Source organism: Pseudomonas sp. LLC-1 (assembly GCF_002992185.1).
GTDB classification, from domain to species: Bacteria; Pseudomonadota; Gammaproteobacteria; order Pseudomonadales; family Pseudomonadaceae; genus Aquipseudomonas; species Aquipseudomonas monteilii.
In genome coordinates this window covers 51651-77316 of sequence record NZ_LUVY01000017.1, presented here as the reverse complement: position 1 = coordinate 77316, position 25666 = coordinate 51651, and the positions used below count along the sequence as shown (strand labels likewise).

Annotated in this window: 23 protein-coding genes; 10 read left to right on the top strand and 13 right to left on the bottom strand. The window is 64.2% G+C overall.

Going from position 1 to position 25666, the window contains the following annotated elements; all coding sequences use genetic code 11:
• Positions 1–161: 161 nt before the first annotated feature.
• Entirely contained in the window at positions 162–1013 is an 852-nt protein-coding gene (locus A0O30_RS18865) for a CAP domain-containing protein (RefSeq protein WP_105947505.1), read from the top strand.
• 28 nt (positions 1014–1041) lie between these two features.
• On the opposite strand, the gene A0O30_RS18860 is transcribed toward A0O30_RS18865, so the two are convergent.
• Positions 1042–2016, bottom strand: a complete 975-nt coding sequence (locus A0O30_RS18860) for a GlxA family transcriptional regulator (RefSeq protein WP_105947504.1) — start codon at positions 2014–2016, stop codon at positions 1042–1044.
• Between the two features lie 105 nt (positions 2017–2121).
• On the opposite strand from A0O30_RS18860, the gene A0O30_RS18855 reads away from it, so the two are divergent.
• Positions 2122–2733, top strand: a complete 612-nt coding sequence (locus tag A0O30_RS18855; RefSeq protein ID WP_105947503.1) for a LysE family translocator — start codon at positions 2122–2124, stop codon at positions 2731–2733.
• Positions 2734–2742: 9 nt separating this feature from the next.
• Here the strand turns inward: A0O30_RS18855 and A0O30_RS18850 are convergent, their stop codons facing one another.
• Positions 2743–3942: an MFS transporter gene (locus A0O30_RS18850; RefSeq protein ID WP_105947502.1), complete on the bottom strand. Its 1200-nt coding sequence runs from the start codon at positions 3940–3942 to the stop codon at positions 2743–2745.
• A gap of 111 nt (positions 3943–4053) precedes the next feature.
• Positions 4054–4953 carry a LysR family transcriptional regulator gene (locus A0O30_RS18845; RefSeq protein ID WP_105947667.1) on the bottom strand — a complete coding sequence of 300 codons (900 nt, stop codon included), beginning with the start codon at positions 4951–4953 and terminating at the stop codon, positions 4054–4056.
• Positions 4954–5070: 117 nt separating this feature from the next.
• Here A0O30_RS18845 and A0O30_RS18840 point away from each other — a divergent pair, with 117 nt between their 5' ends.
• From A0O30_RS18840 to A0O30_RS18825, 4 genes are all read left to right on the top strand, one after another.
• The gene (locus A0O30_RS18840) at positions 5071–5421 is read left to right on the top strand and encodes a cupin (protein WP_105947501.1); all 351 of its coding nucleotides are present in this window, start codon (positions 5071–5073) and stop codon (positions 5419–5421) included.
• A 219-nt stretch (positions 5422–5640) separates the two neighbouring features.
• On the top strand, positions 5641–8058 hold the full coding sequence (locus A0O30_RS18835; RefSeq protein WP_105947500.1) for a glucose/quinate/shikimate family membrane-bound PQQ-dependent dehydrogenase: 2418 nt from the start codon (positions 5641–5643) through the stop codon (positions 8056–8058).
• 127 nt (positions 8059–8185) lie between these two features.
• Complete coding sequence (locus tag A0O30_RS18830; RefSeq protein ID WP_105947499.1) at positions 8186–9454, top strand: carbohydrate porin; 1269 nt, start codon at positions 8186–8188, stop codon at positions 9452–9454.
• A 98-nt stretch (positions 9455–9552) separates the two neighbouring features.
• Positions 9553–11055 (top strand): amino acid permease, encoded by a 1503-nt coding sequence (locus tag A0O30_RS18825; RefSeq protein ID WP_105947498.1) that lies wholly within the window; start codon positions 9553–9555, stop codon positions 11053–11055.
• Between the two features lie 52 nt (positions 11056–11107).
• Here the strand turns inward: A0O30_RS18825 and argE are convergent, their stop codons facing one another.
• Both argE and A0O30_RS18815 read right to left on the bottom strand, forming a co-directional pair.
• On the bottom strand, positions 11108–12268 hold the full coding sequence (argE, locus tag A0O30_RS18820) for an acetylornithine deacetylase (RefSeq protein WP_105947497.1): 1161 nt from the start codon (positions 12266–12268) through the stop codon (positions 11108–11110).
• Positions 12261–12938: a DUF1028 domain-containing protein gene (locus tag A0O30_RS18815; RefSeq protein WP_019098373.1), complete on the bottom strand. Its 678-nt coding sequence runs from the start codon at positions 12936–12938 to the stop codon at positions 12261–12263. Before A0O30_RS18815 ends, argE begins: the two co-directional genes overlap by 8 nt.
• Between A0O30_RS18815 and A0O30_RS18810 the strand changes: the two genes are divergently transcribed.
• From A0O30_RS18810 to A0O30_RS18800, 3 genes are read left to right on the top strand one after another with little or no spacing between them, the layout of a single operon-like run.
• Entirely contained in the window at positions 12937–13227 is a 291-nt protein-coding gene (locus A0O30_RS18810) for a hypothetical protein (RefSeq protein WP_105947496.1), read from the top strand. The genes A0O30_RS18815 and A0O30_RS18810 overlap by 2 nt on opposite strands.
• A 14-nt stretch (positions 13228–13241) precedes the next feature.
• A complete protein-coding gene (locus A0O30_RS18805; protein WP_105947495.1) occupies positions 13242–14561 on the top strand; it encodes an NAD(P)/FAD-dependent oxidoreductase in 1320 nt (439 codons plus the stop codon).
• Positions 14561–14977 carry a RidA family protein gene (locus A0O30_RS18800; protein ID WP_016713864.1) on the top strand — a complete coding sequence of 139 codons (417 nt, stop codon included), beginning with the start codon at positions 14561–14563 and terminating at the stop codon, positions 14975–14977. Before A0O30_RS18805 ends, A0O30_RS18800 begins: the two co-directional genes overlap by 1 nt.
• Here A0O30_RS18800 and A0O30_RS18795 read toward each other — a convergent pair.
• From A0O30_RS18795 to A0O30_RS18780, 4 genes are read right to left on the bottom strand one after another with little or no spacing between them, the layout of a single operon-like run.
• Positions 14968–15795, bottom strand: a complete 828-nt coding sequence (locus tag A0O30_RS18795; RefSeq protein ID WP_105947494.1) for a sugar phosphate isomerase/epimerase — start codon at positions 15793–15795, stop codon at positions 14968–14970. The genes A0O30_RS18800 and A0O30_RS18795 overlap by 10 nt on opposite strands.
• Complete coding sequence (locus A0O30_RS18790) at positions 15792–16532, bottom strand: SDR family NAD(P)-dependent oxidoreductase (RefSeq protein ID WP_105947493.1); 741 nt, start codon at positions 16530–16532, stop codon at positions 15792–15794. Before A0O30_RS18790 ends, A0O30_RS18795 begins: the two co-directional genes overlap by 4 nt.
• Positions 16529–17878 carry an MFS transporter gene (locus A0O30_RS18785; protein WP_105947492.1) on the bottom strand — a complete coding sequence of 450 codons (1350 nt, stop codon included), beginning with the start codon at positions 17876–17878 and terminating at the stop codon, positions 16529–16531. Before A0O30_RS18785 ends, A0O30_RS18790 begins: the two co-directional genes overlap by 4 nt.
• Before the next feature lie 41 nt (positions 17879–17919).
• On the bottom strand, positions 17920–18747 hold the full coding sequence (locus A0O30_RS18780) for an amidohydrolase (RefSeq protein WP_105947491.1): 828 nt from the start codon (positions 18745–18747) through the stop codon (positions 17920–17922).
• Positions 18748–18894: 147 nt separating this feature from the next.
• Between A0O30_RS18780 and A0O30_RS18775 the strand changes: the two genes are divergently transcribed.
• A complete protein-coding gene (locus A0O30_RS18775) occupies positions 18895–19830 on the top strand; it encodes a LysR family transcriptional regulator (RefSeq protein ID WP_105947490.1) in 936 nt (311 codons plus the stop codon).
• Between the two features lie 135 nt (positions 19831–19965).
• Here A0O30_RS18775 and A0O30_RS18770 read toward each other — a convergent pair whose 3' ends face one another.
• The 4 genes from A0O30_RS18770 to pgm form a co-directional block, all read right to left on the bottom strand.
• Positions 19966–22371, bottom strand: coding sequence for a TonB-dependent receptor (locus A0O30_RS18770; RefSeq protein ID WP_105947489.1), 2406 nt, complete (start codon positions 22369–22371; stop codon positions 19966–19968).
• Positions 22372–22437: 66 nt separating this feature from the next.
• A complete protein-coding gene (locus A0O30_RS18765) occupies positions 22438–23382 on the bottom strand; it encodes a FecR domain-containing protein (protein ID WP_105947488.1) in 945 nt (314 codons plus the stop codon).
• Positions 23379–23891 carry a sigma-70 family RNA polymerase sigma factor gene (locus A0O30_RS18760; RefSeq protein ID WP_105947487.1) on the bottom strand — a complete coding sequence of 171 codons (513 nt, stop codon included), beginning with the start codon at positions 23889–23891 and terminating at the stop codon, positions 23379–23381. The genes A0O30_RS18765 and A0O30_RS18760 overlap by 4 nt, the downstream gene beginning before the upstream one ends.
• A gap of 78 nt (positions 23892–23969) precedes the next feature.
• The gene (gene pgm, locus A0O30_RS18755; protein WP_105947486.1) at positions 23970–25607 is read right to left on the bottom strand and encodes a phosphoglucomutase (alpha-D-glucose-1,6-bisphosphate-dependent); all 1638 of its coding nucleotides are present in this window, start codon (positions 25605–25607) and stop codon (positions 23970–23972) included.
• Positions 25608–25666 lie beyond the last annotated feature (59 nt).

Sequence of the window (25666 nt, the reverse complement as noted above, 5' to 3'; positions counted from 1 at the left end):
TGATCGCACTTTTGTGCCGACCAGTGGTCTACTCCCTCTTTTGCCGCCCGCAACGATTGCCGGCGTTTTCATTGCTTTGCACCCGCCAGGGGCCAAAAGCCCCGGGCTTGTGTAGGATGAGCAGCGCATACCACGACGCTGCCAGTCATAGGGAGATCCACATGCGCGTCCTGTCATCCGTTGCCGCCTTGTCGCTGGGCCTGGTCGTCTCGACCGGGGCACTGGCTGTCACCGGCGAAGAGGCGCAACTGATCGATTCGATCAATGTCTACCGCAGCCAGGCCCAGCCCTGCGGTGGCGAGGCGTCGCTGGAGCTGCCGCCGCTCAACAGCGACACCCGCCTGGCGCTTTCGCCAGAGGGCACCCGTGACCTGCAGCAGGCCATGACCCGCGCCGCCTACCCCATGGTCAACGTTCAGGCCATCAGCCTGTCGGGGCCACGCGATGCGCGCGCTGCCATGCATGCCATCGAAGAAAGCTTTTGCCAGGTGGTGCTCGATCCGCAGTTCGTCGATATCGGTGTCAGCCAGGAGGGCCGCGACTGGCGCATCGTACTGGCCCGCCCACTGCTCAGTGGCCGCCTGGGTGACTGGCAGGCCGAAGGGCAGAAGGTGCTGCAGGAAATCAACGCCGCGCGCAAGGTGCCGCGCCAATGCGGTGGCCAACCCTTCGCCGCCGCCCCCGCCCTGAGCTGGAGCACCGTACTGGCCGGCGTCGCCGCCAGCCACACACGGGCCATGGCCAACCAGAACTTCTTCGACCACATCGACAAGGAAGGCCGTACCCCGGGTGACCGGGCAGAACTGGCGGGTTACCTGTATCAGCAGATTGGAGAGAACATTGCGGCCGGGCGTGATACCGCGCACAAGGTAGTCGAAGGCTGGCTGCAGAGCCCGGGGCATTGCGCCACGCTGATGAACCCGGACTTCCGTGAAATGGGTGCGGCTTATGCGGTGGACCCTAAGAGTGATGCAGGGATCTACTGGACGGGGTTGTTCGGGACACCGCAGTAAGCGCTCCCACAAGGATGTGCACCGGGTTTCATCCTGGATGATTGTCTGCTCGCAACGCCAAGGCCGTACACCCAAACCGCCGTCGCACACATTTGCCCAGGTAACTGGCATCGCCCAGCCCTACTTCATCGGCAATCTGCGCCAGGCTGTGGCTGGAATTGAGCAAGCGCCAGCGCGCCTGCTGCAAGCGCATCTCCAGCCACCAGGCCTTGGCGCTCATGCCATGGCTGGCCTGAAATTGCCGGTCGAGCTGACGCCGGCTGATGCCCAGTTCAGCCGCCAGTTGCTCCACTGCCAACGGCGTGCCCAAGTGATGGCGCATCAGCGCCTGCGCCCGCTGCACTTGCCGCCCCTGCCCGGCGGCCAGCTCAAGCGAGCGCAGGGCATGACGGCTGTCGCGGGTTTCGTCCACCAGCATGTCAGCCAGCCCTTTGAGCGCCCGGGTTCGCCCGCAAGCCTGTGACAACAACGCCACCGCCAGGTCGATAGCCGCAGTGCCACCTGCGCAGGTGATACGGCTGCCGTCAATGCAATACAGCTGCTCACGCAGCACCTGCAACTGTGGGAATGCTGCACGAAACTCGGCTTCGTGGCGCCAATGCACCACCACCTTGTGCCCTTGCAACAGCCCGCAGGCAGCCAGCAGGAAGGCGCCGTTGTCGACCCCTACCAGCTTGACCCCGGCTTTGCCGGCCCGCCTGAGCAAGGCCTGGTAGCGCGGCGCCAACGCGGCGGTGGCCATGGCATTGCGCCCGCCGAACACGACCAGATAGTCGAAACGGGTCAGATCGACCTGCCCGGCATCGGCCTCGACCTGAACCACCGCGCCACTGCTCGATGGCACCGGGTCGAGGCTGAGCCCTGCCACGGTCCAGCTGCAGTAGCGCTGCTGACTGTAGTCTTCGTCATCGGCGCTGAAGCGCAACTTGTCGAGAAAGGCGCCGAACGGCAACAGGGCAAAATCCGGTAACGGCAGGATCAGCAAACGGATATCAGGCAGCATGGTGTTGCGTCCAAAAACAACTGTTCAATGTCCAGATACTACCCTGCATAGGCGCAGTTCGCGCCATAAACTGGCACCCTCCTCACCAACAAGGCAATTGCGCAAATGGCACTCGACACCTGGCTGATCTACCTGCTGGCCAGCATTGGCCTGTCACTGACCCCAGGCCCCAACAGCTTGCTGGCCCTGACTCATGGTGCCCTGTACGGCGCCCGGCGAACGTTGTTCACGATCGTTGGCGGGGTGTTCGGCTTCAGCGCCCTCATCGCCCTGGCGATGTTCGGCCTCAGTGCCTTGCTGCAAACCTCGGCCTCGGTGCTGAGCGTATTGAAATGGGTGGGGGGTGCTTATCTGGTCTGGTTGGGTATCCAGCTGTGGCGCAGCCCGGGGCTGCACCTGGAACTGAACGAGCGCAGCGCTCGGTTTGGCAATGCCGGCCTGTTCCGCCAGGGCCTGTTGTCGGCCATGGCCAACCCCAAGGTGCTGCTGTTCTATGGGGCCTTTCTGCCGCAGTTCATCGACCCGCAACGCGGCTTGATGCTGCAGTTCGTGGTGATGGCGGCGACCTTCGCCAGCGTCGAGTTCCTGGTCGAGTACCTGCTGGCGCGGTTGGCATTTCGTATTCGGCCTTGGCTGGCCAAGGGGGGTAAAGGTTTCAACCGTTGCTGCGGCAGCCTGTTTGCCCTGATCGGTGTGGCGCTGCCGCTTGGCCGATGACGCCCCTTGTCAGTTGCTCCGGGCCTTGAACAGGAACACCAGCAATGCCAGGCCGGGCAAGCCTGCGCCCACCAGTGCCACACCCTGCCAGCCGAGCTGGCTGAACAGCGCACTGGCTACCGCCGAACCCAGTGCCCCGCCCAGGAAGATGCTGGTCATGTACACCGCGTTCAACCGCCCACGGCTTGCCGGGTCCAGGGCATACACTTCGCGCTGGCCAATGACCATGTTCATCTGCACCGCAAAATCCAGCAGCACACCGGTAAGGCCCAGGCCGATCACGCTGTAACCCGGCGCCGTCAGCCCCAGCAACAAGGCCGCCGGCGCCAGCAGCAGGGCCAACAGCGAGCCGGCCCGAGCATGCCCGGCATCGGCCAGGCGGCCAGCCAAGGGCGCGGCAACAGCCCCCACCGCCCCCACCAGGGCAAACACGGCAATCTGGCTCTGCGACAGGCCATGCTCACCCGCCAACGCCATCGGCACGGCTGTCCAGTACAGGCTGAACGCTGCAAACATCAGTGCCTGGTACAACGAGCGTTGGCGCAGCAGCGGATAACGGCGCAACAGCGTGAGCAACGACAGCATCAACCCGGCATAACTGGCCTTGTGCTCGGGCCGACGCTGCGGCAGGGTCAGCGCCAGCAGCAGGATGATCGCCAGCATCACCCCGGCGGCGCCAATGAACACGGCGCGCCAGCCGAAGTGGTCGGCCACCAGGCTGGACAACGGCCGCGCCAGCAGGATACCCAGCAACAGGCCGCCCATGATGTTGCCCACTACCCGGCCACGCTGCGCCTCTGGCGCCAGGTGCGCTGCCAGTGGAATGAGCATCTGCACCGCCACTGAGCTGAACCCGATCAACAGTGCATAGCCCAGGAACAGCTGGCCCTGGCCGCTGCTGCTGGTGCCCGCCAACAGCAGGCTGACGCAAGCCAGCACAGCGGTGCCGACCATCAACCGGCGGTTTTCCAACAGGTCGGCCAGCGGCACCAGCAACAGCAGCCCCAGGGCGTAACCCAACTGGGTGAGAGACACGATCAGGCTGGCATGTTCGGTGGTCAGCCCAAGGTCCGGCGCGATCAGGCCGACAATGGGCTGGGCGTAGTAGATGTTGGCAACGATCGCGCCACAGCAGAACGCCAACAGCACGACCAGGGCCCGGCTCAGGCCGGTGGCTGCGGGCTGCGCGGCGGCAAGGGAGGGATTCATGCGAGGTTCCTCGGCAAGGGGTGGAATATGCCGGCTACCTTACCCAGACGCCTCAGTACAGAGAATCCGCTGCTGGCGCAACGCGGCTTTGCACACTGCGCAATGCCGCGCCTACCGCTCCAGCAGCGCTGCGCAAAAGTCGATGAACGCATTCACCCGCCGCGAGCCACGGTGGTTGGGCAGGTACAGGGCATTGATGCTGTTGTTGGCCATGCCTGGGCTGACCTGCCAGTCGGGCAACACCCGCTGCAGGCGCCCGACCTGCACATCCTCGCGTACCAGCCAGTCGGCCAGCAGTGCGATGCCGCTGCCCGCCAGCGCGGTTTCACGCAACATGTCGGCATTGGCGCTGCGCAACGGCCCGGTTACGTTCAGCTCCAGGCTGTCCTGCCCGCGCGCCAGGCGCCAGGGCCGTGCCTTTTGCCCGTAACGGAAGCGCAGGCAGGCGTGCTCCAACAGTTGCCGGGGGTGGTGCAGCGGGTCACGCCCGGCCAGGTATGCCGGGCTGGCCACCAGCCACCGCTCGAAGCGGCCAAGTTGGCGGCACACCAGTTCGTCATTGGGCGAGGGGTCGCCCAGGCGAATCGACAGGTCATAACGGCCGTCCAGCAGGTCATCCAGCCGGTCGCTGAGGTCGATGTCCAGCTCCAACGCCGGGTGCCGTGCCAGGAACGGCCCCAGGTGCGGGGCGATGACCCGCCTGCCGAACTCCACCGGCAGGCATAGTCGCAAGACACCTACGGGCTCCTCGCCACGGTCGGCAACACTGGCATCGGCCTCGTCCAGCGCCTCGAAAATGCTGCGGGCCCGCTCATAGTACCGGGCTCCGGCCTCGGTCAGGCTGACCTGGCGCGTCGAGCGATTGAGCAACGAAGCACCTACGGCCGTTTCCAGAGCATCGACCAGGCGGGTTACCGACGACGTCGCCAGCCCAAGCCTGCGTGCAGCCGCAGAAAAGCCCTGGGCATCGACGGTAGCTACGAACATCTTCATCGCCAGGAGTTTGTCCATCTGCTGCACGTTTTCCAAAACTCAGAAAGTTCTTACAAACCGCAGGGCGGGTCAAGAAGCGCGCTACGCGGCGATTGCGTCCATAGTGGAACCACTCCCATTCAAGCGAGGCTTCCCATGACACCCGGCAACCTGCTGACTGCCCTGCCACCGTGCGACCCTACCAGCGCCGAATGTATCGATGAACTGCTCAGCCGCCCAGGCCTGCGCGTGGAGCGTATCGTTTCCAGCGGCCAGGCCAGCCCGCCCGGGTTCTGGTACGACCAGGCCGAAGGTGAGTGGATCGTGCTACTCAGCGGGGCTGCCGGCCTGCGTTTCGAACACGAGCAGCACACCCGCCTGCTGGCGCCGGGCGATTGCCTGGACATCCCGCCGCACTACCGCCACCGCGTGGAGTGGACTGCACCTGGAGTGGCGACGGTCTGGCTCGCCGTTTTTTACAGCAGCAGCGCGCCTTGGCCGGTGTGACGACGGCCAAACACCAACTCGACCAAAGTATGAGTGCAAAATTATTAACCAACATGAACATATCGTTTAATGCATTTTTAAGCACATGTTCTAGACTTTTAGCCACATCTTCGCAAGTTCAGCCCTGCGACAATCAGCCTCACAAAATTATGTACCAACTTGTTAATTAGCAAGCTAAGGGCTTAGACTGCGCGCATTCCACCTGCTGAGATCCCTGGCATGAACGAAACACCGCGCGCCTCTGGCGCCACAAACATCCTCCTGGTCGGCCTGGGCGTAATCATCGCCCTGCTCGGCCTCCTCCTTGCTGCTGGCGGCGTCAAGCTGGCCGGCCTGGGCGGTTCCTGGTACTTCCTGATCGGCGGCCTGGCCATGGCCATCGCCGGTGTGCTGATTGCCCGGCGCAAGCAGGCAGGCGCCTGGCTGTACGCGGCATTCCTGGTGGGTACCGCCCTCTGGGCGCTGATCGACGCCGGCCTGGTGTTCTGGCCGCTGTTCTCGCGCCTGTTCATGTTCGGCGCAATCGGCATGGTCGTGGCGTTGGTCTACCCGCTGCTGGCACGTGCCAACGGCGCCAGCGCCGGCCGTGGTGCCTACGGCGTTGCCGGGGTGATGGCCGTGGTGCTGGTGATTGCCGCCGGCAACATGTTCGTTGCCCACCCAAGCGTTGCCCCCACTGGCAATGGCCCGGGCATGACCCCGGTCGAAGATGGCAAGCAGCAGAAAGACTGGGCCCACTACGGCAACACCGAAGGTGGCAGCCGCTTCGCCGCGCTGGACCAGATCAACCGCGACAACGTCAACAAGCTGAAAGTCGCCTGGACCTACCACACCGGTGACGTGGCCATCAGTGACGGCAACGGTGCCGAAGACCAGCTGACCCCGCTGCAGATCGGCAACAAGGTGTTCATCTGCACCCCGCACAACAACCTGATCGCCCTGGATGCCGACACCGGCAAAGAGCTGTGGAAGAACGCAATCAACGCCCAGTCCAAGGTCTGGCAGCGTTGCCGTGGCATGGCGTACTTCGATGCCACCGCCGCCATCGCCCAGCCGACCCAGCCGAACAGCTCGCCGATCACGGTGGCAAGCGTGCCGGCCGGTGCCAACTGTCAGCGTCGCCTGCTGACCAATACCATCGACGGCCGCCTGATTGCTGTCGACGCCGACAACGGCGAGTTCTGCCAAGGCTTCGGCAACAACGGCCAGGTCAACCTGATGGCCGGCCTGGGCAACGTACCGGACTCTTACTACCAGCTGTCCTCGGCACCGCTGATGGCCGGCACTACCGTGGTGGTCGGCGGCCGTGTTGCCGACAACGTCCAGACCGACATGCCAGGCGGCGTGATCCGTGGTTTCGACGTAATCACCGGTGAAATGCGCTGGGCCTTCGACCCGGGCAACCCGGAAGATCGCCAGGCGCCGCAGGGCGACAGCACCTACGTGCGCAGCACCCCGAACAGCTGGGCACCAATGTCCTACGACCCGGCGATGAACACCGTGTTCCTGCCGATGGGCTCGTCGTCCACCGACATCTACGGCGTGGAGCGCAGCAAACTGGACCACACCTACGGCGCTTCGGTGCTGGCCCTGGATGCCACCACCGGCAACCAGAAGTGGGTGTTCCAGACCGTTCACAACGACCTGTGGGACTTCGACCTGCCCATGCAGCCGAGCCTGATCAACTTCACCAAGGACGACGGCCAGTCGGTACCTGCGGTGGTGATCGGCACCAAGGCCGGGCAGATCTACGTGCTCGACCGCGCCACCGGCAAGCCGCTGACCCAGGTCGACGAAGTACCGGTCAAACCAAGCAACATCCCGAACGAGCCGTACTCCCCAACCCAGCCGAAGTCGGTGGGCATGCCGCAGATCGGCGCACAAACCCTGACCGAGTCGGACATGTGGGGCGCCACCCCGTATGACCAGCTGCTGTGCCGCATCGACTTCAAGAAAATGCGCTACGACGGCCTGTACACCGCGCCGGGCACCGACCTGTCGCTGAGCTTCCCGGGTTCGCTGGGTGGCATGAACTGGGGCAGCATCTCCACCGACCCGGTGCATGGCTTCATCTTCGTCAACGACATGCGCCTGGGCCTGTGGATCCAGATGATCCCGTCGCAGAACAAGGGTGGCGCGGCGTCCGGTGGCGAAGCACTGAACACCGGCATGGGCGCGGTACCGCTCAAGGGCACCCCGTATGCGGTGAACAAGAACCGCTTCCTGTCGGTCGCCGGCATTCCGTGCCAGGCCCCGCCGTTCGGCACCCTGACCGCTATCGACATGAAGACCCGTCAGGTGGCCTGGCAGGTTCCGGTGGGCACTGTTGAAGACACCGGCCCGCTCGGCATCCGCATGCACCTGCCGATCAAGATCGGCCTGCCAACCCTGGGCGGCACCCTGTCGACCCAAGGCGGCCTGGTGTTCATCGCCGGCACCCAGGACTTCTACCTGCGCGCCTACGACAGCAGCAACGGTAACGAAGTCTGGAAGGCCCGCCTGCCAGTGGGCAGCCAGGGCGGCCCGATGACCTACGTCTCGCCGAAAACCGGCAAGCAGTATGTGGTGATCACCGCTGGCGGCGCGCGCCAGTCGACTGACCGTGGCGACTACGTGATTTCTTACGCTCTGCCGTAAGACCGCGTCGCCTGCTTCGCGGGCAAGCCCGCTCCCACAGGATACTCACTGCCCTTACGAACTGTGCAGTCCTTGTGGGAGCGGGCTTGCCCGCGAATGGCCCTCAAAAATAATTCGAGATTTAGCAATGCCATCCGCAATCCGCATCACCCCCACCCTGCTGCTGGCCCTGGCCAGCACCACCGCCCTGGCCGACGGCGACCTCATGACCCGCAGCACCCTGACCGGTGACTGGGGTGGCCTGCGCCATCAGCTGGAAGACGACGGCGTCAAGTTCACCGGCGACTACAGCGGCGAAACCGCCTACAACGCCCACGGTGGCCTGCACCGCTCGGCGCGTTACTCGCAGAACCTGAAGCTGGGCGTGCAGTTCGACCTGTCGAAACTGTATGGCCTGGACAACGGTGGCAAGGTCCAGCTGACCATCAACGACCGTCGCGGCAACAGCGCCTCGGAAGACCTGGTCGGCAACCGCCTGCCAATCCAGGAAAACTTCGGCGGCCTGTATACCCGCCTGACCGAGCTGAGCTACGAGCGCACCCTGTTCACCCCGGCACTCAACGTCAAGCTGGGCTACATGGCCATGGGCAACGACCTGGGCGGCCTGGACAGCGGTATCCTGTGCAACTTCATGAACGCCGGTTTCTGCGGCCACCCGCTGAACATGTCGGGTGGCAGTGGCTGGACCAACTACCCCAATGCCCACCTGGGCGTGCGGGTAAAGTATGACCTTTCGCCTGCCTGGCAACTGCGCGTAGCGGCGTTCAACGTCGACCCCGAGAGCAATGGCAACTCCAGCCGTGCCTGGCACCTTGGCCCCAAGCACACCACGGGCACCGTGGTGCCGGTGGAGCTGGTGTACAAGCTGCAGGGTGAACTGCCGGGCGAGTACAAGCTGGGCTACTACTACGACAGCTCCGACGTGAAACGCATCGGCAGCGATGATGAAGTGTCTGGCCGTGGCGGCCATTACCTGCTGGTTGACCAGGCGGTGTGGAACGACCAAAGCTCGCCAGGCCGCAGCCTGCACGCCTTCGGCCAGTACTCGGCGTCGAGCAAGGCGGCCTCGCCGTTCACCAAGTGGTATGGCGCGGGCGTGGTGCTGTACAAGCCGTTCGAAGGCCGGCCGAAAGACACCGTGGCGCTGGGTTATGGCCGTGCCGTACCCAACCCGCGTAGCCGCGACGTACTGGAAGATGCAGCCTTCAATGCTGGCCAGCAGTTCCCCGACATCGACAGCGCGGAGCAACTGATCGAACTGAGCTACGGCTACCAGGCCACACCTTGGCTGAACCTGCGCCCGGATGTGCAATACATCATCGAGCCAGGGGCGTTCTCCGGGAAGGACATCGACAACGCGTTGGTGGTTGGCCTGCAGGTCAAGGCTACCTTCTGAATCGCCGGGGCCGCGCTGCGGCCCATTCGCCGGCAAGCTGGCACACACTGTCCCCTCGGTCTTTACTCAACCCTTCAGCGCAAGGGAGAGCCAGGCCAATGAGCACAGCAACGGAAGGCAAACTGAATGTCTGGGCGCTCACTGCCCTGGTAGTGGGCTCCATGGTCGGCGCCGGCATCTTCTCGCTGCCGGCCACCTTTGGCCGTGCCACCGGCGGCCTTGGTGCCATCATTGCGTGGTGCATCGCCGGCCTGGGCATGCTGATGCTGGCCTTCGTGTTCCAGACCCTTGCCCGCCGCCGCCCGGACCTGGACTCGGGCATCTACGCCTACGCCAGCGCCGGCTTCGGCAGCTACCTGGGCTTTGCCTCGGCCTTTGGCTTCTGGGCCGGCACCTGCATCGGCAACGTCTCCTACTTCATCCTCATCAAATCCACGCTCGGCGCCTTCTTTCCGGTCTTTGGCGACGGCAACACGGTGGCTGCCATCGCCGCTTCATCCGTGTTGTTGTGGGCCTTCCACTTCCTGGTCCTGCGCGGTGTACAACAGGCGGCAGTGATCAACACCATTGCCACCGTGGCGAAGATGATTCCGATCCTGGTGTTCATCGTGGTGATCATCGCCGCGTTCGACGGTGGCCTGTTCAGCCAGAACTTCTGGGGTACCCCCGTGGCCGGCCCGGCAGCCGACCTGGCCCACCTCGACGACTATGGTCGGGTCGGGCATGCCGCTGCCGAGCTGCTGCCGCCAGGCGAATCGCTGTTCGAACAGGTACGCAGCACCATGCTGGTGACCGTGTTCGTGTTCCTCGGCATCGAAGGTGCCAGCGTCTATTCACGCTATGCGCGCAACCGCCGTGACGTGGGCATCGCCACGGTACTTGGTTTTGTCGGCGTGCTGTGCCTGCTGGTGCTCATTACCCTGCTCAGCTACGGCGTCATGTTGCGCCCGGAACTGGCCGGCCTGCGGCAGCCGTCGATGGCCGGGGTGCTGGAGGCGATAGTCGGGCGCTGGGGGGCGATCTTCATCAGCATCGGTTTGATCATCTCGGTGCTGGGCGCGTACCTGTCGTGGACCTTGCTGGCCGCCGAAGTGCTGTACTCGGCCGCCCACGACCAGGCCATGCCGGCCTTTCTCACCCGACAGAACCCGCAACAGGTACCCTTGGCGGCGCTGTGGCTCACCACGCTGTTCGTGCAACTGTTCCTGTTGCTGACATGGTTTACCGAGTACGCCTTTACCCTGGCGCTGGAGCTGACCAGTTCGCTGACCTTGATCCCCTACCTGCTGGTGGCGGCGTATGCGCTAAAGCTGGCGGCAAGCCGGGAGACGTACGAAACCGATGCGGCTGAGCGTGGCAAGGACCTGCTTGTCGCCTTGCTGGCCACGGCGTACGCGGTGTTGATGGTGTGGGCTGGCGGGATGAAGTACCTGCTGTTGTCGGCGGTGATCTATGGGCCGGGGACGGTGCTGTATATCAAGGCCCGGCTGGAGCAGCAGCGGCAGGTGTTCAGCGGGTTCGAACGGGGGGTGTTTGCGGTGGTGGTGCTAGGGGCGGTGATTGCCGTTTATGGGTTGGTCAGTGGAAGTATCGAGATTTGAGTTAATAGCTGATGGCTACTTCGCGGGGTTACCCGCGAAGAAGCCATCACAATTAATCCTGCTTGAGGTAGTCCACCAGCCTGAGCAACATCGCATCACACCCCTGCAACTGCTCGACACTGACAAACTCATCCGGCTTGTGCCCCTGGTCCATGCTGCCGGGCCCGCACACCACGGTCGGGATACCCGCCTGGTCGAACAACCCGCCTTCGGTACCAAACGCCACCGTGCCGAATTCATCGGTACCACTGAGCAACGCCACCAGCTGCGCCGCCTCACTGTCGGCAGGTGTCGCCAGCCCCGGGTAGGCGCTCAGCGGCGCCAGGCGAATATCACTGGCCGCATTGACCTTGCGCATACGTGGCAGCAACTCGGCTTCTGCATAGGACTGCAACTGGTCGGCCACTGCCTGCGCCTCAAACCCCGGCAAGGCCCGCACTTCGAAGTCGAACTCGCACTCCGCCGGCACGATGTTCAGTGCCCTGCCCCCTTTGATCACCCCGGTCTGCACCGTGGAGAACGGTGGGTCGAAGCGCTCGTCGTGATGCTGTGGCAAGGCCAAGGCGTCACCGATGTCACCCAGTTTGCCAATCAGCTTCGCCGCATACTCGATGGCATTCACGCCATAGGGCGCATAGGCCGAGTGGCAGGCCGCGCCATGGACTTGGCAGCGCATCGCCAACTTGCCCTTGTGCCCCAGCACCGGCTTGAGCTCGGTGGGCTCACCAATGAGGCACAGGCGCGGCTTGTGCGGGCGCTGTTCCAATGCGGCCAGCATCGAGCGTACACCCAGGCAGCCCACTTCCTCGTCATAGGAGAATGCCAGGTGCACCGGCATGCGCAGAGGTTGAGCGAGGAACGCGGGCACGGCGGCCAGCACCGAAGCGATGAAGCCTTTCATGTCGGCCGTGCCACGGCCATACAGGCGCCCGTCACGTTCGCTCAGGGCAAACGGCTCGACGGTCCAGGCCTGGCCATCCACCGGGACCACATCGGTGTGCCCCGATAGCACCACACCGCCAACATTTTGTGGGCCGATGGTGGCGAACAGGTTGGCCTTGGTGCCCTCCGGGTTGTGAAACAGCTCGCACTCCACCCCCAGCTCGGCCAGGTAATCGCGGATAAAGCCGATCAACTCAAGGTTGGAGTCCCGGCTGACCGTAGCAAAGCCGATCAGCCGGGCCAGCAGCGCGCGGCTGGCAAATTCACTCATCGCCCGGCACCCCATAGCTGGGTGCAGCGGTCGGGTTGAGGGCACGGGTGACGTAATCCTGCATCTGTGGGCGGTAGGCCTGCCAAAGGCCGTCGAGCACGCCGATCGGGTCGGTATCAGCCCAGTCCACGCGCAGGTCCACCAATGGCCAGGTCAGCTCGCCGGCGATCTTCAATGCCGCCGAGTGCACCGGCCCGGCTTCACCACCTGCAGCCATCGCCGCGTGCATGGCTGCCAGCAAGCGGTCTGCCAGGTGGCCGCCAGCCTGCTCGAACGCCACGACCATCGCTTCGATCACCTGGGTCGAGGACAACAGGTTACCCGCCGCCGCGCACTGTTCACCCGCCACGGCGTTGTGCGTGCCCAATGCCTCGCGCCCGGTAAACAGCGCCACCTGCCCTTGGCTGTCGATCACGGTAACCTGGCGGTACTCGCTCCAGCCATTGGCGCTGAGCACCCGGTCCAGCGCGGCGGCGGGGGGCAACTGGCCCTGTTCAAGGGCATCGAGAATCTGCGGGCCCAGCGCCGGCAAGGTGATGTTCTGGGTGGAAACGGCGCCAACACCGGCACGTACCCAAGGGCAACGGGCACCCACGGCAATGCTCGACGAACTGATGGCGATGCCGACCTGGCCGGTTTCCTGGCAGCGGCCAATGATGGAGAAGGTCATGGTAATGCTCCTGTTGTCCTGTGCGATGCAGGGCATTCTGGGCGCAACCTTCCAACCCACGAAACCAACATTTTCCTGTGCCTTGAGCAGGAAAAAACTAAGCCTGCAAAACAGCTTGAAAAACAGCACAAAATCGCCTCTCAGGCACGCTGCAGACCAGGTAAATCAGGGCCTTCGCCGTTTTATCGGCAAGCACCAGCTAAATACTATTTTCGCCATTTGCATCGCATCCCTAGTCTGGCCCCAGGCAACGGCGGTCCTCCAAACCGACCTGACAAAAACCGCCTGAACAAGGGCTCGGACATGACACTGAACAACCTCGAAATCGACACCCTCGTCGTCGGCGCCGGCCAGGCCGGCGTGGCCATGAGCGAACACCTGAACAAGCTTGGCGTGCCGCACCTGGTGCTGGAGCGCAACCGCATCGCCGAAGCGTGGCGCACTGGCCGCTGGGACTCGCTGGTCGCCAACGGCCCGGTCTGGCACGACCGCTTCCCGGGCCTGGCATTCAACCTCGACGCCGACGCCTTCGCCGGCAAGGACCAGGTGGCTGACTACTTCGAGCAGTACGTACGCAAGTACAACCTGCCCGTGCGCACCGGTATTGAAGTGAAGCGTGTAGTGCGCAACAGCGACCGCCCGGGCTTTACCATCGAAACCAATGAAGGCGTGATTCGCGCCAACCGTGTGGTTGCGGCAACCGGCCCGTTCCAGAAGCCGGTGATCCCCGCCATTGCGCCAAAGGACAGCAAACTGCACCAGATCCATTCCGCCGCCTACTACAACCCTCAGCAACTGCCGGAAGGCGCAGTGCTGGTGGTAGGTGCCGGCTCCTCTGGCGTGCAGATCGCCGAAGAGCTGATGCGTGCGGGCCGCCAGGTGTACCTGTCGGTCGGCGCCCACGACCGCCCGCCGCGTGCCTACCGCAACCGCGACTTCTGCTGGTGGCTGGGCGTGCTGGGTGAGTGGGACGCAGAAATCGCCAAGCCTGGCCGCGAGCACGTGACCATCGCCGTCAGCGGCGCCCGTGGCGGCCACACCGTGGACTTCCGTGCCCTCGCCCATCTAGGCATGACCCTGGTCGGCCTGACCCAGTCGTTCGAGAACGGCGTGGCGCGCTTCCAGAACAACCTGGTCGAGAACATCAACCGTGGCGACGAAAACTACCTAGCCCTGCTGGATGCCGCCGATGCCTACATCGAACGCAACGGCCTGGACCTGCCGCAAGAGCCCGAAGCCCGCCAGCGCCTCGCCGACCCGGAGTGCATGGTCAACCCGCTGCAGCAGCTGGACCTGGCCAAGGCCGGTGTCAGCAGCATCATCTGGGCCACCGGTTACGGTGTGGATTTCAGCTGGCTGCAGGTGGACACCTTCGACGCCAACGGCAAACCCCAGCACCAGCGTGGCGTAGCCCGTGAGCCCGGCGTGTACTTCCTGGGCCTGCCGTGGCTGTCGCGCCGTGGCTCGTCGTTCATCTGGGGCGTGTGGCACGACGCCAAGCACGTCGCCGGCCACATCGCCACGCAACGCACCTACCTGGCCTACCGCGACCGCGAACAGCGCGACGCGGATGAGCAGCAAGACAACACCATCAGCAACGTCAGCACCCTCGGAGCCCACTGATGCCTACTCATACCCGCATCCGCATGTTCAACACCAAGGAAACCTACCCCAACCAGACCCTGGACAACGACCTGTGCCAGGCCGTGCGGGCCGGTAACACCATTTATGTGCGCGGCCAGGTCGGTACCGACTTCGAAGGCAAGCTGGTGGGCCTGGGCGACCCTCGGGCGCAGACCGAGCAGGCGATGAAAAACGTCAAGCAACTGCTTGAAGAAGCCGGCTCGGACCTGTCGCACATCGTCAAGACCACTACTTACATCACCGACCCGCGCTTCCGCGAGCCGGTGTACAAGGAGGTAGGCAAGTGGCTGAAGGGTGTGTTCCCGATCTCCACCGGGTTGGTGGTGGCCGGGTTGGCCCAGGCCGAATGGCTGATGGAGATCGACGTGATCGCTGTGGTGCCGGATCAGGCGTGACCGGCGCCCTGCACGGCAGGTAACCCACGCCTGCCGTGCAACCAGGCGTGGGTTGCCTGTGCCGCCGCTTGCAACCGCAGTGTTGCGGGCAAGCCGGCGGACGGCACCTCCACGCTGATGCACAGGTCACCGGGCAACGCCGTGAGCAACTGCGCCAGCGGCAGTTGCCCCTCCCCCGGCAACAGGCGGCCCTCACGCGCTTCCTGAATGATCAGATCGTCCGCAGGCGCCAGCAGCGGTGCATCGCACAATTGCACGGCCCGCAGCAGGTGTGGATTGACCTGCATGATGTCCGCCACCTGGCCACCCGAGCGGAACAGGTGCAAGGCATCGACCAGCACACCTCCGTTGTCCTGCCCCGCCCCCATCACCACCGCGCATGCCTGCTGCAAGGTCGCCACCGGCCGCCAGCGCATGAACTCCAGGTCCACCCGCAGGCCGTGGCCACGCGCCAGTTCGCACAGCGCTGCAAAGTTGCCGGTCAGGCGTGCAACATCCCTGTCGTCCCCCGACACCGTCAGGCTCGTCGCCCCCAGTTCGGCACCGGCGGCCAACAACGCCTGGCAATCGGCAACCCGGGTTTGCGCCGTCAGCGAAACGAACTCGATGTCCGTCACACGCACGCCTTCCCCTGCCATCACTGCCCGCAGCTCACGCATGGCCTGGCTACCGGCCGCAACCGGATAAGCCTGCGCCCCCGGCATCACCGGGTGCAGGCGCAGGCCCACGGCACTGAAGCCAGCGCACCGCGCCTCGCGCACCAGACTCACTGGCGCCAGCTCCAGCGCCGTCAGGTGCGCCACGCCCAGGCCATTCAATAGGTCGCCCTCCCACCACTGAGGTCGAACACGAAGCCGGTGGTAAAGCTGCACTCGGGGCCGGCGATCCAGCTGACCATGTTGGCAATCTCCTCGGCCTTGAGGAAGCGCCCCATGGGGATCTTGGCCTTGCTCGCGGCAATATGCTCCGCTGTCATTTCGGCCATCAGCGGCGTCTCGACCATGGCCGGTGCCACACAGTTGAGCAGCACGCCGTCCTGCGCCAGCTCCTTGGCCGCCGCCTTGGTGAAGGCGATGACGCCTGCCTTGGCTGCCGAATAGGCCGAGATGTACTGCACGCCATCCTTGCCGGCCATGGAGGCAATGTTGACGATGCGTCCGTAGCGGTTTTCACGCATGTGCGGGATGGCGGTGCGGCAGCAATAGAACACGCCGTTCAGGTCGATGGCGATGACTTTGTCCCAGGCCTCTGGCGGGTACTCCCACGACGCCACCACCGGGCCGTTGATGCCGGCATTGTTGACCAGGATCTGCACCTGCCCCAGGCGCGCCAGCGTCTCGGCAAACGCTGCCTCTACCGAGGCCAGCGATGACACATCCACCGCCTGGCGCAGCGCCGGCTCAAAGCCATTTTCAAGGCTGTTCCAGCCATCGACAGCGAGGTCCCAGATCACCACCTGGGCGCCTGCTGCATGCAGGCGCTGGGCGATCGCCAGGCCGATGCCACGCATGCCGCCGGTGACGATTGCAGTCTGGCCTTGCAGGTACTGGCTCATTGTTTTGCTCCATTTTCGACAGTTGGAATATCCGGCAAGCGACGCAGGTCGCTGACCATGAACAGGTAGCACAGCGCCCCCAGCACGGTGATCGACGACACGAACGCCAAAGCCCAGACAAACGAGCCGGTGAGCGACACGATGATGCCGATGGTCAAGGGGGTGACGATGCCCGCCGCATTGGCGAACAGGTTGAACAGGCCGCCACTGAGGCCCAGCAGGCCTTTCGGGGCGATATCGGAAACGATCATCCAGGCCAGTGCAGACATCCCTTGGGCGAAGTAGGCGATGCACAGAATGGTGATCACCAGTGCATCCGACTCGACGTAGTTGGCCAAAACAATCACCGAAGCGGTGAGCAGCCCGGCGATCACCGGCAGCTTGCGCGCCACGTTCAGCGAGTAGCCACGGCGCAGCAAGGCGTCGGATAGCCAGCCGCCGACCAGCGTACCCAGCGAGGCGGCAATGAACGGCAGCACCGCTACCCAGCCGACCTTGAGCCAGGGCATGTGCCGCTCGGTCACCAGGTAAGTGGGGAACCAAGTGAGGAAAAACACGTTGGTGGAGTTGCAGGCGAACTGCCCCAGGCAGATGCCCAGCATGTTGCGGTGCTTGAGCAGCGCCGGAATCTGCGACCAGCGGAACACCGTGGCTTTCTGCCCGCCATCGACCACTCCGCCGCCGGCGGCAATGTAGTCCAGTTCGGCCTGGTTGGCCGTGGTGGACTGGTGCGGCTCATGGTATTTGCGCCACCACACCAGGCCATAGAGGATCCCCATCAGGCCCACGGCCATCAGCAGAAAGCGCCAGCCATAGGCATGCAGCACCCAGAACAGCAACGGCGTCAGGAACGCCAGGCCGGTGTACTCGGCAAAGGTGTAGATACCCGTTGCCCTGGCCCGCTCGCTCTGCGGAAACCAGGTGGCCACTACCCGGCTGTTGGTAGGGAAGCACGGTGCTTCGGTCACTCCCACCAGAAAGCGCATGCCCAGCAAAGACAGAAAGCCCTGCGCCAGCCCTTGCAGGCCGGTGAACAGCGACCACAGGGTCAGCGCCAGCCAGTAGGTGAGTTTGGTGCCCAACCGGTCGATGAGGATGCCACCCGGGATCTGCGCGGCAGCGTAGGTCCACGAGAAGGCGGAAAAGATCACCCCCATCATCGCTGCGTTCAAGCCCAGGTCGGCACTGATGCTGGGCGCTGCAATGCCCATCACGCTGCGGTCGAGGTAGTTGATCATGGTGCCGCCGGAGATCAGCGCCAGGATCATGAAGCGGGTGCGGGTGCGTTGCTGCGCGCGCGCCGGGGTGTCGAACACCCCAAGGCTGGCGTTCTGTTCAGTGTTCATGACGGTTGCTCTCTTGTTATTGGAATGGCAAAACCCGGGTTCTAGGCAAACCCGAACAGACGGCGGGGTGTGTCCCACATCACTGCACGGCGCATGCGGGCATCCGCCAGCAGGCATTCGGCCAGTTTCAGCAACGGGCCGTAGTCCACCCGCGAGCGCTGGCGAATGAACGGCCAGTCCGAACCCCATACGCAGGCCTCGGGGCCAAAGGCTTCGAGCAGGGCGTGGACGTAGGCACTGCTCTGCTCCAGCAAGGCATCGGCGGCGGCAAACTTCTGCATACCCGACAGTTTCACGCTGGCCCGGCCACTGTCGGCCAGCCGCAGCAAGGCCTGGAAGCCAGCTTGCTGCACCCCGGCGGCTACATCCGGGCGGCCACAGTGATCGATCAACAGACGCGCCCGGGAGCCTTGCAGCAGGCCATGCAGGTCCAGCAACTGGTCTTCGCACACCTGCACCTGGGCGAACAGGCCAAGCTCGGCGACCTTGCCGAGCAACCCGTCAACGTTCTTGAGGCTGGCCACCCCGTACAACGCGGGGTTGAAGGCGATACCGACCACCCCTTGCGCCTGCAGCGCAGCCAGCGCATCGAGAGGGATACTTGCCTCGACCACCGCCACGCCCTTGAACCGCCCTTGCCCGGTGGCCAAGGCGTGCAGCAGGCAGCGGTTGTCGGTGTGGTAGCCGCTGTTGGGGCCGACGAGCAAGGCATGCTGTACACCGTAGGCGTCCATCACCCGGGTGAACTGCTCCTGGGTCGCCACCTCCTGGCCAGAGGGCGCATAGGGTGCGTCGGGGTGGTAAGGGAAACGGGCGGGGTCAAACAAATGGTTATGGCAATCGATCTTCGGTTCGTCAAAGATGTTCACGCAGCACTCCCGGCAAGCACCGCTGCGCTTGCCTACAGATCTTGTTATTGTTCGCCGCAAGGGCGATTTGGCTGGGTTCAAGATACTGCGTGGCCGGGTTTGACGCTCATACCCAGATGGCGAAGACCATAACCGAAGGTAATAGACATGCTGCTTGGCAACGAAGGCGCAGACGCTAGCCCCATGGTGTTCAAACTGCGGCACATGGAAGTGTTCCGTGCGGTGATGCTGACCGGCTCGATCAGCGCGGCGGCCAAGCTGCTGTACGTGTCGCAGCCGGCCGTGAGCAAGCTGATCCAATACATCGAGGGGCGTCTGGCTTATCGCCTGTTCGAGCGCATCAACAACCGCCTGGTGCCCACCGCCGAGGCGCAGGTGCTGTTCCGTGAGGTCGAGCGGGTGTACCAGGCGGCGCTGGAGGTGAATGAATGTGCGCTGTCATTGGGTGCCGGCGGCCACCGCAAGCTGCGTATCTCTTGCAGCGCCTCGCTGTCGACGGTGGTCATCCCGATTGCCCTGGCGCAGCTCAAGCGCGAGGCGCCTTCGCTGGACATCGAGTGGCAAACCTCGCTGATGGGCGAAATGCCCAACCAGATCCTGTCGAAAAAGGTCGACCTGTCTATTGCCGCCCTGCCCGTGGTGCACGATCACCTGCATTCGCAGGCCTTCATGCGCGGGCGCATGGTGGTGGTGATGCCACCCGACCACGCCTTGGCCGGGCATGGCTCACTGACCTTGCAGCAGCTGGAAGGCCACCCGCTGCTGCTGTTCAGGCCCGACATGCCGTTTGGCAAACTGCTGGCCGGGCACATCGAGCGGCGCGGGCTGCAATTGAAATCACTGTTGTCGTTCACCAACGCCAACGAAGCAGTGGCCTTGGTGAAGCAAGGCATGGGCATCAGCGTGATCGACGAATTCGTGGCGCAGGACAGTGGGTTGGCGGTGGTGCCGCTGGCCGATGAAATTCACTTTGATATCAGCTTTGTCTATTCGCGGTTCGAGCCGCCGTCACATGCGGCGATGCATCTGATGCGGGTGTTGCAGGGGCAGGCGCAGAAGCTGGGGCGGACGATTGGAGGGTGAGGCCATTGGGGCTGCTGCGCAGCCCATCGCCGGCAAGCCAGCTCCCACAGGGACCGCGCATGGTTTGAGGTCGGCGCGGTCGGAGTGGGAGCTGGCTTGCCGGCGATGGGCCGCGCAGCGGCCCCGCATTTTGAGCTAGAAACCGACTGTGGCCGACAACAAGTAGGTACGCGGCGTGGATAGGGTCAACCCCGGCTCACTGTCATCCGAAGCCCCCGCCGAGCTCCAGTAACGATCATCCAGCACATTCTCGACACTGGCACGCAAGGTAACCTCGGTAGCGTCCACCTTGAAGGCATAGCGCGCACCCAGGTCGTAACGCTCCCAGCCATCGATCTGCTTGCTGTTGTTCTGGTCCAGATACTGCGAGCTGGAATGAATGCCCCGCGCCGTCAGGGTCAGCCCGTTCACACCCGACACGTCCCATTCGGCGCCGAAGTTGACGTTGTATTCAGGCGTGGCCGGCGCGCGGTTGCCATCGTAGGCGCCACCCACGGTATCGGTCAGCTCGCTGTCGATGTACATCACCCCACCCAGCACCCGCACGCCTTGCACCGGTTCGCCGAACACGCTCAGCTCTATACCACGGTTGTCACGCTTGCCATTGGGCCCGAACACCCGCGAGGTGGCGTTGGTCTCGTAGGCCGGCTGGCGAATGCGGAATGCGCTGGCCGTGAACGCAACCTGGCCCAGGTCGTACTTGGCCCCTACCTCAACCTGCCGGCTGGTGAACGGCGGGAAGATCTGGTCTTCGTTGATCGACGTCGACGGCGCGATCTTGCCCTGGCTCAGGCCTTCCATGTAGTTGGCGTACAACGACAGCTGGTCGGTGACCTTGAGCAGCACGCCGCCCGAAGGCGAGACCTTTTCTTCGTCGTAGGCAGTCTCGCCTTTGACGCCGTCGCTCCAGTCATCCACCTGCACCCGCTGCCAGCGCGCGCCCAGGGTCAACAGCAGGCGGTCGTCGAAAAAACCGAGGGTGTCGGCCAGGGCTACACCGGAGAAGCGGTTTTCTGTGTAGACCTCGGGGTCGATGCGGGTGGGTGTGCCCGGGGTCGGGGTCGCTACCGGGTTGTAGAGGTTGCTGGGCGCCGAAGCATAGCGGGCGCCGCCGTTGGTGAAGTCCATGTAGAAGTAGGTGGCGGCCAGGTTCAACTCGTGGCTGACCGGCCCGGTGTGAAACCAGTTGCGAAGGCCGGCCATGGCGGTACGCACCGACTCGTCCCGGGTGAAGTCACGCGGCTGCACGGTGAAGTCGCCGGCATCATTGGTGATGGACACGTTGTGCCGTAGGAAATCATGGTTGCTTTCACGCGCACCGACCGCGCCATAGGCCAGCAGCGACTCACTGACGTCGTATTCGGCATGCAACGCACCAAAGGTGTCGTTGGTGCGCGCCTTGCTCCAGGCCTGGGCATAGTTGTGGCGAACATCATTGGCATCCGGCACCCTGGCGTTGGCGCCGATCAGCACGCGCTCCTGCGGTGCATCCGTGTCACGCTCGGTGTGGCCCAGGTCTGCCGACAGGCGCAGGCGCTCGCCGCGAAAATCCAGGCCCAGTACCGCCATTTCGCGATCGACACGTTGGTGGTCCCATTCGGTATCGCCGGCCTGCTTCACAGCATTCAAACGCACGCCGAACTGCTGGCCTTCGCCAAAACGCCGGCCAACATCCACCGCGCCCCCTGCCTGGCCAGCCGACGCATAGCTGCCGGTAAACTCGGTGATCGGCTTGTCTGTGGCCCGCTTGGGCTGCACGTTGATACCGCCACCCACGCTGCCACGCGGCGAAATGCCGTTGATCAACTGGCTGGGGCCTTTGATGATATCGACCCGGTCGGCCATTTCCATGTCGATCGAGTAAGTCGGCAAGATACCGTACAGGCCGTTGTAGGCCACATCACTGTTGAACAGGCTGAAACCGCGAATGGTGAATTGTTCGAAGCGCCCGCCCGCCGGGTTGGTGGCGCGCACCGACGGGTCGGTGGCGATCAGTTCGCCCAAGGTCCGCGCTTGCTGGTTCTTGACCAGTTCGCTGGTGTAACTGGTGATGCTGAACGGGGTTTCCATGAAGTCGCGCGAACCCAGCAGGCCCTGCGCGCCCTGACGTGCCACCTGGCCACCGGCGTACGGCTGCGCTTCGTTGCTTGCTGCCAGTCCGCCGACGATGCTGGTCGGAGCGATCTCCAGAGCGCCACCGGACTCGGGTGCCGGCACCAGGGTGAAGGCACCCTCACCTACCGGCAGCAACTGCAGGCCGCTGCCACGCAGCAGTTGCATGAAGCCTTCTTCGACACTGTAGCTACCTGACAGGCCGCTGCTCTGCCGACCCTGGACCAGCGCAGGGTCCAGTGAAAGGCTGACACCGGCCTGGTCGGCAAAGCGGGTCAGTACGGCGCCCAGGCTCGCGGCCGGCACCTCATAGGCACGCCGCGCCGGCTCATCGGCCCAGGCGGGCGCAGACAGCAACAGGCTCATGGCGAACAACGGACGCACTGCGCGCGCCAGCGGGCGCAGACGGCAAGACATTACTGCAGACATTGAACAAGGCTCCCCTTTGTTTTCTTCTACCGGTAATGACCGGTGAGTGAAAAAAAGGGGACAGCCTCACGCACGATTTTCTCGTGCGCCCAGGCTCACCCAGTAACGCGTGCGTGTTTGCACCTGTAACGGCAGGCTGGCGGCAAGCAAGGCCAGCACCCGGTCGGTGTCGTCAAGGCGGAAGGTGCCGGTCACGCGCAGGCGCTCCAGTTCCGGGGCCCAGCGCAACACGCCAGGGCGGTATCGGCGCAGCTCATGCAGCAGTTCGCCCAAGGGGCGGTCATCCAGACGCAGCACGCCTTCGCGCCAGCCCAGTCGCCATTCGTCCAGGCCTGTCACCGGGCCGACGCCGGCCACCTGCAGGTTGGCCTGCTGCCCGGCTTGCAGCACCTGTGCCGGGCCACGCAGCGGCTGCAGGCTGGCTACACCTTCGACGATCGATACCCGGCAAGCCTGATCGATCAGCCGCAGGCATACCTCGCCGCCACCGAATGCTACCTGGCCATATGGCACCTGCAACGTCAGGCTCAGGTTAGCGGGCACCTTGATCGCCACTTCGCCGCGCAGCAATGTCAGGCGGCGAGCCCCCAGGTCGATATCCACTGCACTGTCGGTGTTCAGCTGCACGGAGGTGCCATCGCTCAATAGCACCTGCCGACGTTCGCCAACCGAGGTGTGCATGTCAGCAGTCCAGGCATCCAGAGGCAGCTCACGGCTGACCAGCCAGGCTGTCGGCAACAGCGCGGCGATACCCAAGGCTTGCTTGAGCAGCGCGCGGCGGCCGGCGTCCGGGCGGTCCAGGGTGGCCATGGCCAGCGCACCGGGTAGCGCGGTAAAACGCTGGCGCAACAATGATGCCTTTTGCCAGGCGTCTTCATGCAGGCTGCTGCTGGCCCGCCATTGTGCCAGGCGCAGCAAGTCGGTCTCGCTGGCGTCGCCAGAGTCCAGCAGCGCCAGCCAGCGGGCGGCAGCACGTACAGCTTCGCGGGTTTCGGGGGAATGGGGGGTCATTGCAATTCGGCCAGCAGGCAGTGTTCGTAAGCCTGCGCCATGTAGCGTTTCACCGAGCGCTCGCAAACGCCCAGGCGCTTGCCGATTTCAGCGTAACCCACGCCTTCGAGCTGGCTCCAGAGAAAGGCCTTGCGCACAGGTGCCTTCAGGCCATCGAGCAATTCGTCGAGTGCTTGCAGGGTTTCCAGCAATATCCAGCGTTTTTCTGGCGAGGGCACATGCTGCTCGGGCAAGGTGGCCAAGGCATCGAGATAAGCCTGTTCCAGGCTACGTCGCTGGTGGAAGTTGCTCAGCAGGCGCTTGCCGACTGTCAGCAGATAAGCCCTAGGCTCACGTATGTCTGCCAATGGCTGGGCACTGGTGAGTACCCGCAGAAAAGTATCCTGGCTGAGATCGGCGGCATCCCAGGCATTGCCCAGGCGTCGGCGTAGCCAGGTTTCGAGCCAGCTGCGGTGCTCCCGGTACAGGGCAGGCAGGCTAGGTTTCGTTGGCGGCGCGGCGTCGATCATGAGGATGGCCCTGCGGCGGCGTAAATAGGATTAATTCTAATTTACGTTGCAGCGCAGGGCCAAGCGGTTTGTTACCGATCAGGCAATCGCTGCATCCACCAGCACCTGCGCTTCCTGCACCAGGCGCTGCAGGTGCGCCTCGTCGATGAAGCTTTCGGCGTAGATCTTGTAGATGTCTTCAGTGCCCGATGGGCGCGCGGCGAACCAGCCATTGGCGGTCATCACCTTCAGCCCGCCAATCGCCTGGCCGTTGCCCGGCGCGTGGCTGAGGATCTGCACGATCGGCTCCCCGGCCAGTTCGGTCGACTTGACCTGCTCCGGTGCCAGCTTGCTCAGCAATGCCTTCTGCCGCGCATCGGCCTTGGCTTCGACCCGGGTAGCGTACGGTTTGCCCAAGGCTTCGGTCAGGTCCGCGTAGGCCTGGCTCGGGTTGCGCCCGGTGCGGGCGGTCATCTCGGCAGCCAGCAAGGCCGGGATCAGCCCGTCCTTGTCGGTGGCCCAGACCGAGCCATCGCGGCGCAGGAACGACGCACCGGCACTTTCTTCGCCACCAAAGCCCAGCGAGCCGTCGAACAGCCCTTGGGCAAAGAACTTGAAGCCCACCGGCACTTCGTACAGCTCACGGCCCAGACGCTGGGTAACGCGGTCGATCAGGCCGCTGGACACCACAGTTTTGCCAACGGCTGCATCGCTGCGCCATTGCGGGCGGTGGCGGTACAGGTAGTCGATGGCCACGGCCAGGTAGTTGTTCGGTTGCAGCAGGCCGTCCGGGGTTACGATGCCGTGGCGGTCGTGGTCCGGGTCGCAGGCGAAGGCCACATCAAAGCGCTCGCGCAGGCCGATCAGGCCCTGCATGGCGTATGGCGAGGACGGGTCCATGCGGATCTGGCCGTCCCAGTCGACGGTCATGAAGCGGAAGGTGGGGTCTACCTCGGTGTTCACCACTTCCAGGTCCAGCTTGTAGTGTTCGGCAATGGCCGACCAGTAGCGCACCCCTGCCCCGCCCAGCGGGTCGACGCCCAGGCGCAGTTTGGCGCCACGGATGACATCGAAGTCGATGACGTTTTCCAGGTCCGCCACATAGCTGCTCACGTAATCGTGGCGCTGGGTGGTCGGGGCCTGCAGCGCCTGGGCATGGTCCATGCGCTTGACGCCTGCCAGGTTCGCTGCCAGCAGTTCGTTGGCCTTGGCCTCGACCCACTTGGTCACATCGCTGTCGGCCGGGCCGCCATTGGGCGGGTTGTACTTGAAGCCACCGCTTTGCGGCGGGTTGTGCGACGGGGTGATGACGATGCCGTCGGCCAGGCCCTGCTGGCGGCTACGATTGTGGCAAAGGATGGCGTGGGACACGGCCGGCGTGGGCGTGTATTCGTCGTCCTTCGACAACCTGACTTGCACGCCGTTGGCCGCCAGCACTTCCAGCGCGCTGGCCGTGGCCGGGGCCGACAGGGCGTGGGTGTCGGCGCCGATGAACAGCGGGCCATCGATGCCCTTTTCCTGGCGGTACAGGCAGATGGCCTGGGTGATGGCCAGCACGTGGTATTCGTTGAAACTCAATTCAAGCGAAGTGCCCCGGTGCCCCGAGGTGCCGAAGGCCACCCGCTGAGCCGCCACGGCAGCGTCTGGGCGGCCGGTGTAATAGGCGGTGAGCAGCCGGGGAATATCGACCAGCACGCTGGCCGGAGCCGGCTTGCCTGCCAAAGGACTGAGCGTCATGCAAAAACCTCGAGTTCAACAGATGTTGGTGTTGGAACGTGCAGTGTACTGAGAGTTGC

What these genes read in the sequence shown, in the direction of transcription:
- A0O30_RS18865 (WP_105947505.1), top strand. Translation starts at nt 162, where the DNA reads ATGCGCGTCCTGTCATCCGTTGCCGCCTTGTCGCTGGGCCTGGTCGTC.
- A0O30_RS18860 (WP_105947504.1), bottom strand. Translation starts at nt 2,016, where the DNA reads ATGCTGCCTGATATCCGTTTGCTGATCCTGCCGTTACCGGATTTTGCC.
- A0O30_RS18855 (WP_105947503.1), top strand. Translation starts at nt 2,122, where the DNA reads ATGGCACTCGACACCTGGCTGATCTACCTGCTGGCCAGCATTGGCCTG.
- A0O30_RS18850 (WP_105947502.1), bottom strand. Translation starts at nt 3,942, where the DNA reads ATGAATCCCTCCCTTGCCGCCGCGCAGCCCGCAGCCACCGGCCTGAGC.
- A0O30_RS18845 (WP_105947667.1), bottom strand. Translation starts at nt 4,953, where the DNA reads ATGGACAAACTCCTGGCGATGAAGATGTTCGTAGCTACCGTCGATGCC.
- A0O30_RS18840 (WP_105947501.1), top strand. Translation starts at nt 5,071, where the DNA reads ATGACACCCGGCAACCTGCTGACTGCCCTGCCACCGTGCGACCCTACC.
- A0O30_RS18835 (WP_105947500.1), top strand. Translation starts at nt 5,641, where the DNA reads ATGAACGAAACACCGCGCGCCTCTGGCGCCACAAACATCCTCCTGGTC.
- A0O30_RS18830 (WP_105947499.1), top strand. Translation starts at nt 8,186, where the DNA reads ATGCCATCCGCAATCCGCATCACCCCCACCCTGCTGCTGGCCCTGGCC.
- A0O30_RS18825 (WP_105947498.1), top strand. Translation starts at nt 9,553, where the DNA reads ATGAGCACAGCAACGGAAGGCAAACTGAATGTCTGGGCGCTCACTGCC.
- argE (WP_105947497.1), bottom strand. Translation starts at nt 12,268, where the DNA reads ATGAGTGAATTTGCCAGCCGCGCGCTGCTGGCCCGGCTGATCGGCTTT.
- A0O30_RS18810 (WP_105947496.1), top strand. Translation starts at nt 12,937, where the DNA reads ATGGTAATGCTCCTGTTGTCCTGTGCGATGCAGGGCATTCTGGGCGCA.
- A0O30_RS18815 (WP_019098373.1), bottom strand. Translation starts at nt 12,938, where the DNA reads ATGACCTTCTCCATCATTGGCCGCTGCCAGGAAACCGGCCAGGTCGGC.
- A0O30_RS18805 (WP_105947495.1), top strand. Translation starts at nt 13,242, where the DNA reads ATGACACTGAACAACCTCGAAATCGACACCCTCGTCGTCGGCGCCGGC.
- A0O30_RS18800 (WP_016713864.1), top strand. Translation starts at nt 14,561, where the DNA reads ATGCCTACTCATACCCGCATCCGCATGTTCAACACCAAGGAAACCTAC.
- A0O30_RS18790 (WP_105947493.1), bottom strand. Translation starts at nt 16,532, where the DNA reads ATGAGCCAGTACCTGCAAGGCCAGACTGCAATCGTCACCGGCGGCATG.
- A0O30_RS18785 (WP_105947492.1), bottom strand. Translation starts at nt 17,878, where the DNA reads ATGAACACTGAACAGAACGCCAGCCTTGGGGTGTTCGACACCCCGGCG.
- A0O30_RS18775 (WP_105947490.1), top strand. Translation starts at nt 18,895, where the DNA reads ATGCTGCTTGGCAACGAAGGCGCAGACGCTAGCCCCATGGTGTTCAAA.
- A0O30_RS18770 (WP_105947489.1), bottom strand. Translation starts at nt 22,371, where the DNA reads ATGTCTGCAGTAATGTCTTGCCGTCTGCGCCCGCTGGCGCGCGCAGTG.
- A0O30_RS18765 (WP_105947488.1), bottom strand. Translation starts at nt 23,382, where the DNA reads ATGACCCCCCATTCCCCCGAAACCCGCGAAGCTGTACGTGCTGCCGCC.
- A0O30_RS18760 (WP_105947487.1), bottom strand. Translation starts at nt 23,891, where the DNA reads ATGATCGACGCCGCGCCGCCAACGAAACCTAGCCTGCCTGCCCTGTAC.
- pgm (WP_105947486.1), bottom strand. Translation starts at nt 25,607, where the DNA reads ATGACGCTCAGTCCTTTGGCAGGCAAGCCGGCTCCGGCCAGCGTGCTG.